The 15,039-nt window shown below is 67.9% G+C and carries 17 protein-coding genes; 6 read left to right on the plus strand and 11 right to left on the minus strand.

All coding sequences use genetic code 11. From position 1 onward, the window contains the following. Positions 1–2 precede the first annotated feature (2 nt). Both ASE48_RS17810 and ASE48_RS17815 read left to right on the plus strand, forming a co-directional pair. On the plus strand, positions 3–1,571 hold the full coding sequence (locus tag ASE48_RS17810) for a sensor histidine kinase (protein ID WP_057168419.1): 1,569 nt from the start codon (positions 3–5) through the stop codon (positions 1,569–1,571). Next, positions 1,568–2,014, plus strand: coding sequence for a response regulator (locus ASE48_RS17815; RefSeq protein ID WP_057168420.1), 447 nt, complete (start codon positions 1,568–1,570; stop codon positions 2,012–2,014). Before ASE48_RS17810 ends, ASE48_RS17815 begins: the two co-directional genes overlap by 4 nt. Here the strand turns inward: ASE48_RS17815 and ASE48_RS17820 are convergent. The 5 genes from ASE48_RS17820 to ASE48_RS17840 form a co-directional block, all read right to left on the minus strand. After that, positions 1,987–2,433, minus strand: a complete 447-nt coding sequence (locus ASE48_RS17820; protein WP_057168421.1) for an ATP-binding protein — start codon at positions 2,431–2,433, stop codon at positions 1,987–1,989. The genes ASE48_RS17815 and ASE48_RS17820 overlap by 28 nt on opposite strands. 32 nt (positions 2,434–2,465) lie before the next feature. Next, the gene (locus ASE48_RS17825) at positions 2,466–2,828 is read right to left on the minus strand and encodes an STAS domain-containing protein (protein WP_057168422.1); all 363 of its coding nucleotides are present in this window, start codon (positions 2,826–2,828) and stop codon (positions 2,466–2,468) included. Positions 2,829–2,855: 27 nt separating this feature from the next. Further along, positions 2,856–4,061, minus strand: coding sequence for an MFS transporter (locus ASE48_RS17830; protein ID WP_057168423.1), 1,206 nt, complete (start codon positions 4,059–4,061; stop codon positions 2,856–2,858). Between the two features lie 134 nt (positions 4,062–4,195). Beyond that, on the minus strand, positions 4,196–4,783 hold the full coding sequence (locus tag ASE48_RS17835; protein WP_057168424.1) for a methylated-DNA--[protein]-cysteine S-methyltransferase: 588 nt from the start codon (positions 4,781–4,783) through the stop codon (positions 4,196–4,198). Beyond that, positions 4,780–5,202, minus strand: coding sequence for an RNA polymerase sigma factor (locus tag ASE48_RS17840; RefSeq protein ID WP_057168614.1), 423 nt, complete (start codon positions 5,200–5,202; stop codon positions 4,780–4,782). The genes ASE48_RS17835 and ASE48_RS17840 overlap by 4 nt, the downstream gene beginning before the upstream one ends. 132 nt (positions 5,203–5,334) lie before the next feature. Here ASE48_RS17840 and ASE48_RS17845 point away from each other — a divergent pair, with 132 nt between their 5' ends. From ASE48_RS17845 to ASE48_RS17855, 3 genes are read left to right on the plus strand one after another with little or no spacing between them, the layout of a single operon-like run. After that, the gene (locus ASE48_RS17845) at positions 5,335–6,540 is read left to right on the plus strand and encodes an acetyl-CoA acetyltransferase (protein ID WP_057168425.1); all 1,206 of its coding nucleotides are present in this window, start codon (positions 5,335–5,337) and stop codon (positions 6,538–6,540) included. Then, complete coding sequence (locus ASE48_RS17850; RefSeq protein WP_057168426.1) at positions 6,537–8,024, plus strand: carotenoid oxygenase family protein; 1,488 nt, start codon at positions 6,537–6,539, stop codon at positions 8,022–8,024. The genes ASE48_RS17845 and ASE48_RS17850 overlap by 4 nt, the downstream gene beginning before the upstream one ends. A gap of 23 nt (positions 8,025–8,047) precedes the next feature. Beyond that, on the plus strand, positions 8,048–8,887 hold the full coding sequence (locus ASE48_RS17855) for a winged helix-turn-helix transcriptional regulator (protein WP_057168615.1): 840 nt from the start codon (positions 8,048–8,050) through the stop codon (positions 8,885–8,887). Here the strand turns inward: ASE48_RS17855 and ASE48_RS17860 are convergent. Both ASE48_RS17860 and ASE48_RS17865 read right to left on the minus strand, forming a co-directional pair. Further along, entirely contained in the window at positions 8,858–9,448 is a 591-nt protein-coding gene (locus tag ASE48_RS17860) for a GNAT family N-acetyltransferase (RefSeq protein WP_057168427.1), read from the minus strand. The two genes, ASE48_RS17855 and ASE48_RS17860, sit on opposite strands and share 30 nt — an antisense overlap. After that, positions 9,445–9,879, minus strand: a complete 435-nt coding sequence (locus ASE48_RS17865; protein ID WP_057168428.1) for a hypothetical protein — start codon at positions 9,877–9,879, stop codon at positions 9,445–9,447. Before ASE48_RS17865 ends, ASE48_RS17860 begins: the two co-directional genes overlap by 4 nt. A gap of 42 nt (positions 9,880–9,921) precedes the next feature. Here ASE48_RS17865 and ASE48_RS17870 point away from each other — a divergent pair, with 42 nt between their 5' ends. Further along, the gene (locus ASE48_RS17870; protein WP_057168429.1) at positions 9,922–10,362 is read left to right on the plus strand and encodes a cupin domain-containing protein; all 441 of its coding nucleotides are present in this window, start codon (positions 9,922–9,924) and stop codon (positions 10,360–10,362) included. 32 nt (positions 10,363–10,394) lie between these two features. On the opposite strand, the gene ASE48_RS17875 is transcribed toward ASE48_RS17870, so the two are convergent. Genes ASE48_RS17875 through ASE48_RS17890 form a run of 4 tightly spaced genes read right to left on the minus strand, consistent with a single transcriptional unit; the run spans position 10,395 to position 15,039 of the window. Next, positions 10,395–10,826: a type II toxin-antitoxin system Rv0910 family toxin gene (locus tag ASE48_RS17875; protein ID WP_057168430.1), complete on the minus strand. Its 432-nt coding sequence runs from the start codon at positions 10,824–10,826 to the stop codon at positions 10,395–10,397. A 2-nt stretch (positions 10,827–10,828) separates the two neighbouring features. Beyond that, positions 10,829–11,080 (minus strand): antitoxin, encoded by a 252-nt coding sequence (locus ASE48_RS17880; RefSeq protein WP_057168431.1) that lies wholly within the window; start codon positions 11,078–11,080, stop codon positions 10,829–10,831. Between the two features lie 9 nt (positions 11,081–11,089). Further along, positions 11,090–13,462 carry a cation-translocating P-type ATPase gene (locus ASE48_RS17885; protein ID WP_057168432.1) on the minus strand — a complete coding sequence of 791 codons (2,373 nt, stop codon included), beginning with the start codon at positions 13,460–13,462 and terminating at the stop codon, positions 11,090–11,092. Next, positions 13,459–15,039 carry a serine hydrolase gene (locus ASE48_RS17890; protein ID WP_057168433.1) on the minus strand — a complete coding sequence of 527 codons (1,581 nt, stop codon included), beginning with the start codon at positions 15,037–15,039 and terminating at the stop codon, positions 13,459–13,461. Before ASE48_RS17890 ends, ASE48_RS17885 begins: the two co-directional genes overlap by 4 nt.

Genomic DNA, 15,039 nt, shown 5'->3' on the forward strand with positions numbered 1-15,039 from the left:
ACATGAGACTTACCGTGCAAGGGTGGCAGAACCTGGTGCTCGCGGTCATCGGAACGGCCGTGCTGGCCTGCTCGATCGCGGCGACCATCCTGGTGAGCCAGGCAGACAAGGTGTCCAATCAGCTGCGCGACGGCGTGCAGCCGGCCCGGATCGCCGCCTACCAACTCCAGGCGGCGCTGCGTGATCAGGAAACCGCCGTCCGCGGCTACCTGATCACCAACGACCCGAGGTTCCTGGAGCCGTACAACGACGGCCGCGGCGCGGAAACCGATGCCGCCGAACAGATCCGGCAGTACCTGGCGGGCAAGGACGACCTCCTTGCCGACCTTGCGAACATCGAGGAAGCCGCCGAGGTCTGGCGCAGCGAATACGCGGATCCGCTGCTCGCAAGCGTCACCCCCTCGCAGCCGGTGGCCGACGCGAGCATCGATGAGGGCAAGGTGCTCTTCGATCGGCTGCGTGCGCTCTTCACCGTTCAGAACGATCACCTCAGCGAAGCCCGGGCGGCCGGCCTGGCGCACCTCGACGAGATCCGCGGCTGGCGCGACGCGGTGATGATCGCGATGATCCTCACGTTCGTCACCACCGCCGTGCTGCTGGCGGTCGTGATGCGCAACGCCGTCACCCGCCCCTTGTCGGGGCTGGCCGCGGCCTGCCGACGCATCACCGAGGGCAACTTCGGCGAACGCATCATCCCGCGCGGGCCCAGCGATATCCGGGCCATCAGCGCCGACGTCGAGGACATGCGCCAGCGCATCGTCGACGAACTCGAGATCTCCCGCTCGGCGCGAGCCGCCCTCGATGAACAGGCCGATGAGTTGCGCCGCTCCAACGCCGAACTCGAACAGTTCGCCTACGTCGCGTCGCATGATCTGCAGGAACCGCTGCGCAAGGTCGCGTCCTTCTGCCAGCTGCTGGAGAAGCGTTACGGTGACAAACTCGACGAGCGCGGCATCGAATACATCGGCTATGCCGTGGACGGCGCCAAGCGGATGCAGGTGCTCATCAACGACCTGCTCACCTTCTCCCGCGTCGGCCGGCTCAACGCGACCAACGCCGAGGTCGATCTCAACGCCGTGGTCGACGCCGCGCTGAGCAATTTGACCACCACGGTCGAGGAGACCGGGGCCGAGATCGTGCTGCCCGCTGCGCCGCTGCCCAACGTCGACGGCGATCCCACGTTGCTGGCGATGGTGTGGCAGAACCTGATCGGCAACGCGGTCAAGTTCCACCGCGACGGACTCGCCCCGCGCATCGCGATCGAATGCGAGGAGGGCACCGGCGAGCACGCCGAGAAGTATCTGTTCACCGTGACCGACAACGGGATCGGCATCGCCGAGGAATTCGTCGACAAGGTCTTCGTCATCTTCCAGCGGCTGCACGGCCGCGATTCCTACACCGGCACCGGCATCGGGCTGGCGTTGTGCAAGAAGATCATCGAGCACCACGGTGGGACGATCTGGATCGACACCTCCTACACCGACGGGACGCGGTTCAACTTCACGCTGCCCGTCATACCGACCACCGCGCCCGATATGGTGCCGCAACCGCAGTTGGAAGGAACGTCATGAGCTACCCCGAAGAGACCCGAGCGATCGACATCCTGCTCGTCGAGGACGATCCCGGGGACGAGTTGATCACCCGGGAAGCCTTCGAGCACAACAAGATCAAGAACAATCTGCACGTCGCCCACGACGGCGAGGAGGGCCTGGACTTCCTCTACCGGCGCGGCAAGTTCGCCGACGCGCCGCGACCGGACCTGATCCTGCTGGACCTCAACCTGCCCAAGTACGACGGCAGGCAGCTGCTGGAACAGATCAAATCCGACGAGAGCCTGAGCCTCATCCCGATCGTGGTGCTCACCACCTCGTCGGCCGAAGAGGACATCCTGCGCAGCTACAAGCTGCACGCGAACGCCTACGTAACCAAGCCGGTGGACCTCGACCAGTTCATGAGCGCAGTGCGCCAGATCGACGAGTTCTTCGTTCAGGTGGTGCGGCTGCCGCAGTTCTGAGCGATGTGGTCCCACTGCAGGCGCACCTCGGTGCCCGCCGCGGTGGAATCGATATCGGCGCGGTCGGCGAGCGCATGCATCAACGGGATACCGCGGCCACGGGCCACGTTGTGCGAGCCGTTGTCGTTGACCCGCCAGCGCCCCTCGTCGGTCACCGTCACGGTCAGCACGGCTGCGGCGTCGTCATAGGCCGCACGCACATGCATCAGACCGGGTTGCGGAGCACTGACATAGGCGAACTCGGCGGCGTTCGCCAATGCCTCGTAGACGGCCAGCAGCACATCGCTGGATTTTTCCGGGTCCAGTGAAAAATTCTCTCGCAACCACTCGGCCAGCTCTCGCCGGATCTCGCCTGCGAGTTCAGGGCCGGCCACCACGCCGATCTTCGCGAAGGTTGCGGAATCGCCTAGCTCTGTCATGTCGACCCGTGGCTACCCGTTTGTGCCTTTTTCTAACTCTGCAGGGCGGCGAGGGCCTCATCGAGTGTCGCGTAGAGATCGACGACCTCGGCGATGCCTACCAATTTCAGCGGCCGGCTGGTGGCCGGACCGTCCGCGACGACAACGAGTTTCACCGCGGGGGTGAGGTCACCGTGCGCGGCCACGAGCACACCCATGCCTGCTGACGCCAGGAACTCGACGGCGGTGAAATCGACCACCACTGCTGACGGTGAGCCCTCGGCCGCCGATCCGATCGCCGCTTCCAGCTTGGGAGCGGTGATCATGTCCACGGTTCCGGTGACCGACACCACGCTGATATTGCCGACACGGCTCTGCTTGATGTCTCCGTTGGCCGCTGTTGGCTGGCTGCTCATCGTTCCTCCGTCTTCACGCACCCGGAATTAGCTGTGCGTCGAGGACGCACAGACCAGGTCCTGGTCCCGGGCTACCCCATCGTAGCCACGCCGTCTGGCGTGGCTGACCTCCGACGCGACTACCGCAACCAGGATGGACACCGCCGCGGCGGTCAGCAGCACCGGCGGGCCGTACGGAAGCGCTGCCGCACCGATCAGCGGCGCGATCGAGATGCCGACGTACATCGCCGTCGAGTACCAGGCGAGCGCGACATTTGCGAAGCGCGAATCGATGAGCGCCAGCCGGTACTGGATGGCCACCGATGCGGCGAACCCGGCGATTCCGGACAGGGCGAACACCAGGGCGGTCGCGACCAGCGATCCGTGCGCGAAGATGAGCGAGACGAAGGCGACGGCCTGAGCCGCCAGCACGATCTGCAGCGTGCGACGGCTCCCGATGCGATCGGCCAAGCGTCCACCCAGGATGTTCCCGATGACGCCGGCCACGCCGTAGGCGAGCAGCAGGATCGCCAGCCGCTTGTGGTCGCCGCCGGTGGCGTCGTGGGTGATCACCGCGCTGAAGATGTAGACCATGTTGAACGCCAGCGTCATCAGCAGCGAGGCGGCGATGGCGAACACGATGCGGGGATCGCGCAGCACCACGGCCCGCGCGCGCAGGTCCACCGCGGCACTTCGCGGAACGTCGCGCACCACCAGCAGCAGCGCCGGCACGAGCACCGCAGCCAGACCAGCCAGCACCGACAGCGGCAGCCGCCAGCCGCCGACATCGGCCAGCGCGGTGCCGATCGGGGATCCGATGGCCATGGCCAGGGTGAAGCCCATGCCGACCAGGGCGATGGCCCGGCCGCGCTGGGCGAGTTCCACCATCACCGGTGCCGCGCCGATCGCCGAGGGCACCAACGCCGCGCCACCGAGAGCCGCGATGACCCGTCCCGCGGTGAAGACGGTGAAGGTGTCCGCCGCCGCGGCCAGGAACGTGCCGGCCGCGATGAGCACCAGACCGGCGGCCATCACGCGTTCCGGCCGAACCCGGCCGCAGGTGACCGACACCAGTGGGGATGCGACGGCGACCACGATGGCGTAGATGGAGATGGAGTAGCCGATGGTGCCGGGCCCGACGCCGAGCGTCTGGGCGATCTGGGGCAACACCCCGGCGATGACGAACGCGTTGGTGGCCACCACGAACAGCCCGAGTGCGAGCAGACAGAGGCGCAGCGTGCTTGCTCTGCTCACCCATCACCTCACGAAGAATTGGTACCTCAGCGTACCCGGTGTTCGGCCGCTCGCAGAATTGCCGACTGTGCATCCAGCGCGAGAAAACCCGCGAAATCGCGATCTGTACGCACGCTCGTCGAACAGGGCCACACTCATGCCGCCTCCAACTCCAGCAGTGTTGTCTTGGCGGCCGCTCCGCCGGCGTACTGCCCGATCGACCCGTCGGTGCGCACCACCCGGTGGCATGGGATCACCAGCGGCAGCGGGTTCCGTGCACACGCGGTGCCCACCGCCCGGACGGCCTTGGGGTTGCCGACTGCCGCCGCGACGGTCGCGTAGCTCTCACGGCGCCCGTAGCCGATGTCGCGCAGATGCTCGATCACCTGGCGGCGGAAGCCGTCGGCCAGCCGCAGATCCAGCGGCAGGTCGAACTCCGTGCGCCGGCCGGCGAGGTACTCCTCGATCTCGGTGGCGGCGTCGTCGAGGCGGGCCGGGGCGTGCAGGATGCGCGGGCTGATCCGCTGGGCCAAGGACTCCAGCGCGTCGCCGTCGACATCGAGGAACGCCACCCGCACCAGTCCGAGCGGTGTCGTCGCCAGCAGCAGCCGGCCGACGGCGGTGTCCAGGGTTCGGTAGGCCACGTCGAGCAGGTCTGCGCCCTGAGCCGAACGCTCGAGGCGCCGGTGCAGCCGGGCCAGGGTGTCGGCGTCGGCGTCGATGCCGTCGAAGATCTCGGTCATGCTTCCTCCTTGAGGTAGGTCGTGCGCAGCGTCTTGATGCCGTCGGCCGCGGCGCGGCGGGCGGCGTCGGTGGATCCGCCGAGCAGATCCGCGATCTCGGCATAGGGCAGGCCGGCCAGGTAGCGGTAGGCCAGCGTGCGGCGTTGTTTGTCCGGCAACGCCTCCAGCGCCGCCCACAGGTCCGGGTCATGGTGGTCGGTGTGCCCGGTCTCAGGAACGGCGTCGACAGGATCGGGCGCCCGGGTGGCCGCGCGCCCGATGTCGATGGCCTTGCGGTGCGCGATGGTCACCAGCCAGGCCTCCACGTTGGCGCCCGCGTCGAGCTGCGGGTAGGCCCGCATGGCGGACAGGAACGTCTCCGACCACGCGTCCTCGGCGTCGGTCGGGCCGACGACCGCCCGGCACACGCGGAGCACCATCGGCCCGTACTCCGTCACGATGTCCTCGAATGGTCGTCGCACAGTCACATTGTGTAGACGCCACCCCGGACCGGAACGTGAGATGCCGAGTTCAGCCCGACTCACTCTCTTAGTTGTAGTAGCGTCGGGGGCATGGGCGCCAACGTGTGGATCCTGGGCGGCTATCAAAGCGACTACGCCCGCAACCTGCACCGCGAGGGCCACGACCTCGCCGACCTGACGGTGGAGGTCGTCCGCGAGACGCTGGACGCCGCGCGGACGCCGGCCACCGACATCGGCGTCGTGCACGTCGCCAACGCCTTCGGCGAGATGTTCGCCGCGCAAGGTCACCTCGGCGCCATGCCGGCCACCGTCGAACCGGCCTTGTGGGACATCCCGTCCTCCCGGCACGAGGCGGCCTGCGCTTCGGGCAGTGTCGCGGTACTGGCCGCCGTCGCCGATCTGCGGTCGGGGGCCTATGACAGCGCCCTGGTCATCGGCGTGGAACTGGAGAAGACGGTGCCCGGCGACACCGCGGCCGCCTACCTCGGCGCGGCCGCCTGGACCGGACACGAGGGCGACGACGCCACCTTCATGTGGCCGTACATGTTCAGCCGGGTCGCCGACGAGTACGACCGCCGATATGGCCTCGACGACACCCACCTCGATGCCATCTCCATGCTCAACTACGCCAACGCCCGCGCCAACCCGAACGCCCAGACCCGCTCATGGGTTGTCGACACGGCATCCAATCCCGTTGTGGAAGGCCGGATCCGGCGACTGGACTGCAGCCAGATGACCGACGGCGGTGCCGGACTGGTGCTGGTGAGTGACAACTTCCTGCGCGATCACCCAGACGCCCGGCCGATCGGGCGCATCGACGGCTGGGGCCACCGCACCGTGGGTCTGGGTCTGCAGCAGAAACTGGACCGCGCCGCCGACGATCCGTACGTGCTGCCGCATGTGCGTGCCGCCGCGCTCGACGCGTTCGGCCGCGCCCAGGTGGGCCTCGATGATCTCGATGGCTTTGAGGTGCACGACTGTTTCACGCCCAGTGAGTATCTCGCGATCGACCACATCGGGCTGACCGGGCCGGGCGAGTCCTGGAAGGCCATCGAGAACGGCGAGATCGAGATCGGTGGGCGGCTGCCCATCAACCCGAGCGGCGGGCTGATCGGCGGCGGGCACCCTGTCGGCGCCAGCGGTATCCGGATGCTGCTCGACGCCGCCAAACAGGTCAGCGGTACCGCGGGCGCGTACCAGGTGGAGGGCGCAAAGACGTTCGGCACCTTGAACTTCGGTGGCAGCACCGCCACCACCGTCAGCTTTGTCGTCGGTTCGACCCTGGAGGTTCAGTGAACACCGATCTCGTCGCCAAGTTCGCGTCCACCCTGCCCCCGGACGACGACCATCCCTACCGCACCGGCGCCTGGCGCCCGCAGACCAGCGAATGGGACGCCGACGACCTGCTGGCCGTGGAAGGCGAGATCCCGGCCGACCTGGACGGGGTATACCTGCGCAACACCGAGAACCCGCTGCACCCGGCGTTAAAGGCCTACCACCCATTCGACGGTGACGGCATGCTGCACATCGTCAGCTTCCGGGACGGAAAGGCAAGCTATCGCAACAGGTTCATCCGCACCGACGGTTTCCTGGCCGAGAACGAGGCCGCCGGTCCGCTGTGGCCCGGGATCGCCGAGCCGGTGGAGTTCGCCAAACGCGACTACGGCTGGGGCGCGCGCACCCTGATGAAGGACGCGTCGAGCACGGATGTCGCCGTGCACCGCGGTGTCGCGCTCAGTAGCTTTTACCAGTGCGGCGACCTGTACCGCCTCGACCCGTACACCGGTGAGACCCTGGGCAAACAGGATTGGGCCCCGGCCGGATTGGGGGTCTCGGCGCACCCCAAGGTCGACGACGCCACCGGTGAATTGCTGTTCTTCAACTACGGCAAGGACGCCCCCTACCTGCACTACGGGGTGGTCGACGAGAACAACGCGATCGTGCACTACGTAGACGTCGAACTGCCCGGGCCCCGACTGCCGCACGATATGGCGTTCACCGAGAACTACGTGATTCTCAACGACTTTCCGTTGTTCTGGGATGCCGAGTTCCTCAAGCACAACGCGCACATCCCGCGCCTGCACCGCGACATGCCGTCCCGGTTCGCGGTGTTGCCGCGGCGCGGCGGGTCCGGTGATGTCCGATGGTTCGAGGCCGACACCACTTACGTCCTGCATTTCACCAATGCCTACGAGGACGGCGACGAGATCGTGCTGGACGGCTTCTTCCAGGGCGAACCCGAGCCCACCGAGGGTTTCGACAATGGGATGAACCCCAAGTGGCAGCGCATCTTCCGAGGGCTGTCGCTGGACGGGATGCAGACCAGGCTGCACCGCTGGCGGTTCAACCTCGTCACCGGCCAGACCCGGGAAGAGCAGTTGTCGGACAGCATCACCGAATTCGGGATGATCAACTCCGGCTTCGCCGGCCGCCCCTACCGCTACACCTACGCCGCCACCGGCAAGCCGGGGTGGTTCCTGTTCGACGGTCTGGTCCGCCACGATCTGCACACCGGCGCCGAGCAGCGGTACGCCTTCGCCGACGGCGTCTACGGCAGCGAGACCGCCATGGCGCCCCGCGTCGGCAGTAGCGGCGAGGACGACGGCTACCTGATCACCCTCACCACAGACATGAACGCTGACGCCTCTTACTGCCTGGTGTTCGACGCCGCCCGGGTGTCGGACGGTCCGGTGTGCAAACTAGCGCTGCCCGAACGGATCTCCAGTGGCACGCACTCCACCTGGGCACCCGGCTCGGAGCTGAGGCGCTGGCGCGAGTGACGCAACCCAACGCCGTCGCCCGGATGCTCGGGCTGCTCGGCGACGAATGGACCCTGCTGATCGTTCAGCAGGGTCTGCTGGGCGCCTCCCGGTACGGGGAGTTCATGGAACGGCTGCCCATCTCACATTCGGTGCTGACACGGCGTCTGGTCGCCATGGTCCAACACGACCTGATGACCCGGCGCCAGTACCAGTCCGGGCCGACCCGCTATGAGTATCTGCTCACCGCGCGCGGTCAGGCCCTGTGGCCGGTGCTGGTGGCGATCTGGGCATGGGAGCGCCGATGGGTGCCCGAGCATGCGCTGCCCGCCATGCGGCACAACGACTGCACCCGCGACTTCTCCCCGCAGCTGACCTGCCGCGCCTGCGGCCTGGAGACCGACGAGAAACACCTTGTCGCGCAATGGGGTCCGAGCGGCTCCTGGCCGCGCTCGATGCCGGTGGGATCCACCCGGCGCCGTTCGCACAACGACCGGGCCACCCAGGCCGACCTGTTCCCGCAGACCATGAGCATCCTGGGCAACCGCTGGGCGTTCGCGATCATGGTGGCCGCCTTCGTCGGTACGACCCGGTTCACCGATTTCGCCGGCCAACTCGGGGCGCCGCCCGGATCGCTGACCGACCGGCTGCAGATCCTGGTCACCAACGGGGTGCTCGACGGCGGCTACCGGCTCACCGAGAAGGGGCGCGCGGTGCTGCCCATCATCCTCACCGCACTGGACTGGGCCCAGCACTGGTACGTCACCGACGAAGGGCCGGCGGTGCACGTCACCCACACTGCCTGCGGCAGTGAGTTCACCGCGCAGCTGGCGTGTGATCAGTGCGGSGAGCCGCTACACGGGTCCGGGGTCGTGGCGGTCTGAGCGGGACCGCAGATTGTTGCGCACCGCCGGCCATTCGATGTCCAGGATCGAATAGACCACGGTGTCGCGGCGCGACCCGTCGGCCAGCAACTGGTGGCTGCGCAGGATGCCGTCGAGCTTGGCGCCCAGGCGCTCGATCGCGGCCCGGCTGGTCGAGTTGAAGAAGTGGGTGCGGAACTCGACGGCCACACAGCCGAGCACCTCGAAAGCGTGCGTCAGCAACAGCAGTTTGGCTTCGGTGTTCACCCCGGTCCGCCGGGCCGTGGCGGCATACCAGGTGGCGCCGATCTCGAGACGCCGGTTGGGTCCGTCGATGTTCAGGTAGCTCGTCGACCCGATCACGGTGCCGTCCAGGGTGCGCACCACGAAGGTGAAGACGCTCGGGTCGGCCAGCCTGGTCTGCACCCATTCGGCGGCGGTGTCCGGTGTCGGCACCTTGGTGAACCACAGGTCCCCGGTGTCCGCGGCGGCCGCCGCGATCTCGGCGGCGTGCCCGGCCTGCAGTGGTTCCAGCGTGACCCAGCGCTGCCCGGTCAGCACCACCGGCTCCACGAAGCTCATCGCTGCGCCCCGGTCTGCGCCCAGGCGACCACCATCGCCAGCACGGACAGCACGATGGCCAGTATCGTCATCGCCGCGGCCAGGTACATGCCGTACCCGGCGGCCACCGGCGCCTGCACGTACAGCCGGAAGTACCAGCCGATCAGTGCGGCCACGATCATCGAAACCGCCAGTGCCGCAGACGATGCCAGCCGCGCCGACAGCTGCCGGGCGGCCATCGCGGCGGCCACGATCAGCGTCGCCGCCAGCAGCACAATCAGCTGGCCGACCCCGAAGCCCGGCGGCGGCACCCCGATGGCGCCGACCTTGCCGCCGATCGCGTTGGCCCGACCGCCGCCGTCGGCGGAGGTGGTCAGCCACGGCAACCAGGCACTCACCGCCAGGACCAGCGCGCACAACGCAACCAGCCAGCCGGGACGCAATCGAGCCATGCGCCTCAGGTTATCGGGTCGCGCTGCGTACCCTGGGTCCCCATGACGGAACTACCCGAATGGGCCCGCCAGCTCGACCTGTCCCCGCACCCCGAAGGGGGCTGGTACCGCGAAACCTGGCGCAGTGAGCTGACGTTCCCGCAGTCGGCGCTCCCGTCGGATTACACCGGACCGCGGCGCGCCGGAACGGCCATCCTGTTCCTGCTGATGCCCGGCCAGCAATCGGCCTGGCACACCGTGCGCAGCGCCGAGCTGTGGCTGCACCACCGGGGCAGCCCGCTGCTTCTGGAGGTCGGCCGCGAACAGGACTCGGCGCACACCGTGGTGCTGGGACCCGATATCGCCGCCGGCGAGCAGCCGCAGTCGGTGGTGCCGCCCGGGCACTGGCAGCGGGCCCGCCCCCGTGACGACGAGCCGGCGCTGGTCAGTTGTGTGGTGGTGCCGGGTTTCGACTTCGCCGACTTCGCGCTGAGCGCCGGTTAGTACCGCAGTGCCGTAACGGAATTCACCGCAGCCTAGGAGAAGACCTTCTTGAACTGGTCCAGCGACTGCCGGATGTCACTCTTGAGCGCCCCGGCGACCACCATCCCGATCGGGCCGAACAACGCGGGCCCGCCCAGGTGGATGTCCAGCTGCACGGAGGCACCGTCGGCGACGGGCTTGACCCGGGCGATCAGCTTGATCTTGACCCCGCCGACGCCGTTTCCGTTGAGCGTCATCGACTCCGGCGGCTTGTAGTTGACGATGGTCCAGTGCACGCGGTTGAGCATGCCCTTGACCTCGACGATCGACTCGATCTCGGTGCCCTTGTCCAGCGTCTCGGGCAGCGCCGAGCGCCACATCTTGTGGATGCTCAGCCACTCCTTGAACCGGGACAGGTCCGAGGCCGCTTCCCACGCCTGCTCCGGCGACAACGGGACGTCGACGGAGACGGAAAGCTTCGCCACCCTTAGGAGGCCGGCGGGGCCGTCGGCGGCTCGTTGGCCGGCGGTACCTGGCCCGACTGCTGGGTCGGAGGCACCTGCGGGCCACCGGCCTGGTCGCGGGCGGCCTTCTTGGCGGCGTCCTGCACCTTGTCCACGTGCTGGGCGTATTTGCCCTGTGTCTTCTTGTCGACCAGGTCACCGGCCTTGTCGATCACGGTGTCGACCTTGTCGGCGTTCTTCGCCACCAGACCTTTGATCTTGTTCAAGAAACTCATGACCCAACCCTAGCGCCAGAGCCGGCGGGGTTCACCGGACAATCGGCCCTCCACCCACCAGGCCACCTCGATGATCACCGCCGCCACCGCACCGATGACCAGCCCCATCGAGGTCAGCCCGAGATTGGACGGGTCGAGCAGGAACGTCTCCTGGGCCAGCGGAATGGAGAAGATCACCACATAGGCCAGCGCGGACACCGCGACCAGCGCGATCCGCCACCACTCGTAGGGGCGGGCCACCACCGCCAGCACCCACACCGAGGCCACCAGCAGGGTGATCAGCGCCGTGGTGGAGGCCTGCGTCTGCTCGACATCGGTGGCGCCGCGGCCCTGATAGGCCAGCAGGTAGGAGATGAACGTGCTCAGCCCGACGACGACGCCTGCGGGCAGCGCGGAGGTCATCACCCGTCGCACGAAACCGGGGCGGGCCCGTTCGGAGTTCGGCGCCAGCGACAGGATGAACGCCGGGATGCCGATGGTGAACCAGGCCGCGATGGTGACGTGGATCGGCTGGAACGGATACAGCAGCGGATCGGACCCGAACAGCTTGGCCGACAACCCGCCGATGCCGACCAGCGCGGCCAGCAGCACCGAGTACACCGTCTTGGTGAGGAACAGGTTGGAGACCCGCTCGATATTGCCGATCACCCGGCGGCCCTCGCCCACCACATGCGGCAGCGTCGCGAACTTGTTGTCCAGCAACACGATCTGGGCCACCGCGCGGGATGCGGAGCTGCCCGATCCCATCGCCACGCCGATATCGGCGTCCTTGAGGGCCAGCACATCGTTGACGCCGTCACCGGTCATCGCCACCGTATGCCCACGGGACTGCAGGGCGTGCACCATGGCCCGTTTCTGGTCCGGGCGCACCCGGCCGAAGGTGGTGTACTGGTCGACGGCACTGGCGAGCTCGTCAGCAGTCTCGGGGAGTTGGCGGGCATCGAGCGTCTCACCGTGCAGGCCGAGCGTCCCGGCCACCGCACCCACCGATTTGGCGTTGTCCCCGGAGATCACCTTGACCGTGACCTGCTGGGAGGCAAAATAATCCAGCGTGTCGCGGGCATCCGGGCGTACCCGCTGTTCCAGCACGACGAGCGCGGCCGGGGTGACGGTGCCGGGTGCGTCCGGTGCATCGACCGAGTGCTCGCACGATCCCAGCAGCAGCACCCGCAGGCCCTGCGCGCCGATCCGCTCGGCCTCCTCGGCCTCCGGCGAGGCCGGGTCGAGCAGCACATCGGGGGCGCCGATCACCCAGTTGCCGTGCTCGCCGTAGGACGCGCCGCTCCACTTGGTGGCCGACTTGAACGGCGCCGACGCGGTGGCCGTCCAGCCCGGTGCGGTGTCATAGGCCTCGGCGATGGCCGCCATGCTGGCGTTGGGCCGGGCGTCGTCGGCGGCCAGCTGGGCCAGCACCGTGGAGCAGTCGATGTCATGCAGCGCCTTGAGTTCGGACAGCCGCATACCGTTCTCGGTCAGCGTGCCGGTCTTGTCCGCGCACACCACATCGACACGGGCCAGGCCCTCGATGGCGGGCAGTTCCTGCACCAGGCACTGGCGCTGCCCGAGTCGCACCACGCCGACGGCGAACGCGATGGACGTCATCAGCACCAGGCCCTCGGGCACCATCGGCACCAGCGCACCGACCATCCGCAGCACAGACTCCCGCCAGCCGGCGTCGGTGGTGAACAGCTGGGTGTAGATGATCAGGGCGCCGGCCGGCCACAGCAGGTAGGTGATGAACTGCAGGATCTTGTTGATGCCGCTGCGCAGTTCGGATTTCACCAGGGTGAACTTGCTGGCCTCCTCGGCGAGCTGGGCGGCGTAGGCCTCCCGCCCGACCTTGGTGGCCCGGTAGGCACCTGAGCCGGCGACGACGAAGCTGCCCGACATCACCGTGTCACCGGGATCCTTGGCCATCGCGTCGGCCTCGCCGGTCAGCAGCGACTCGTCGACCTCAAGGTTGTTCTCCTCCAGCACTTCCCCGTCGACGGTGATCTGGTCGCCGGGGCCCACTTCGATGACATCGCCGAGCACCACCTCACTGGGTGCGAGCGCTCGCGTCCCGGACTGCCTGCGCACCACGGGTTTGGCCTGCCCGACGATGGCCAGCTTGTCCAGGGTCTGCTTGGCGCGTAGTTCCTGGATGATGCCGATCGCGCTGTTGGCGACGATCAGAAGGCCGAACAGCCCGTTGATCAGTGAGCCGGTGGCCACCACGATGGCGAACAGCACACCGAGGATCGCGTTGATGCGGGTGAACACGTTGGCGCGCACGATCTCCGAGACGCTGCGCGCTGCCCGGGTCGGCACGTCATTGGTCTGGCCGTCGGCCACCCGCTGGGCGACCTCGGCATCGGACAGCCCGGTGATCGTCGTCGTCACTTGAAGAACACCCCGTTGTGGTTGTCGTCGAAGTACTCCAGCGTCAACTTCACGCCGTCGAAGGTGGCCTTGGAAATCGTTCCCGGGGGCGCGTTCTCGGTGACGAACTCGAAGGTGAAGACGTCGCCGTCCCAGTGCGTCAGCTCCACGTCCAGCTTGGGCCCGAGCACCAGGCGCAGCCGGCCGTCGCGTTCGGTGATCCGCGCGGGTCCCCAGAATTCGTTGTCGTAGGTGCCAGTGTAGGTCGACAATGCCGCTGCCGGTACCGGTTTGGCCGGGGGCTGCTGCCCGACCAGCGAACCGACCGGGTCACTCATCGGCAGCAGCCGGGAGCTGTACAGCTCGTACCACGGTTCCCGGACCTGGCCGAACTGCACCAGATCGGCGAAGGATGCGGTCAGCGCCTCGGGCACCCCCGACGGCGTGGCGTTGGTCAGTGCGACGATCGCGACATCGGCCGACGGCAGCAGCAGGATGTTGGTCCCGGCCCCCAATTCGAAGGCGCCGGAGTGGCTGATCTCGGTGCGCGCCCCCGATGTGGAGCCGACGTTGAAGCCGAACCCGTAGAAGCCGGACCGCATCGCCGGTTCGGTCCCCCGACTGGACACGACCTGCGGGGTCAGCGCGGGCAGCAGAGCGTCGGCCTCGACGATCTGCTTGCCGTCGTGGTTTCCGTTGGCCAGCACCATGGAAAGCCACCGGGTCATATCGTTGACCGACGAACTCGCCCCGCCCGCCGGGCCTTCGGCGTCCGCGTTGCGCACGTAGGCCGGGTCGAAACCCTGCGCCGTCCGGATGTGCCCGACGGCGCGGTTCGGCCGGCGTTCGTAATCGGCGAACCGGTAGCTGGTGGCGGCCATCCCGAGCGGACCGAACAGCACGTCATCGGCGAGCGCCTCCCAGGGCTTACCCGCGCCGACGGCGACCGCCTCGGCACCGGCGGTGAAGCCGAAGTTGGTGTACGCATAGGAGATTCGGAACGGATCGAGCGGCAGCTGGCGAAGCTTCTCCAGCACGGCGCGCCGGTCGTAGCCGATGTCCTCCAGGATGTCCCCGGCGTGGTCGGGTAAACCGGAGCGGTGCGACATCAGATCACCGACGCTGACCATCGGGGTGACGGCGGGGTCCGACAGCGCGAACCACGGCAGTTTGGACACCACCGGGGTGTCCCATTCGATGGCGTCCGCACCGACCTGCTGGGCGACCACCGTCGAGGCCAGCGACTTCGACACCGACGCCAGCTGGAACACCGTGTCGGGGTCCACCGGTTCACCGGTCTTGACATTCTTGACGCCGAAGCCTTTGGCGTACACGGTCTTTCCGCCGTGCACGACGGCGACCGCCATCCCGGGGACGCCGGACTTCGACATCAGGTCCGCAGCGATACCGTCGAGCTGCGCGACGGCATTGTCCACCGCGTTCTCCGGCAGCGGCCCTGACGGCACCAGCGGCGGCGGTACCGGATCGGCCGGCGCCGCAGCAGGAGGCGGGGGCGGGTCAGCCGGTTGCGCTGTGTTCGAAGCCCCGCAACCAGCCAACAGCACAACCGCCGCGGCGACGCTCAAGATCAGTCTCAC

Origin of the sequence: Mycobacterium sp. Root265 (genome assembly GCF_001428895.1) — a bacterium.
Classification (GTDB): domain Bacteria; phylum Actinomycetota; class Actinomycetes; order Mycobacteriales; family Mycobacteriaceae; genus Mycobacterium.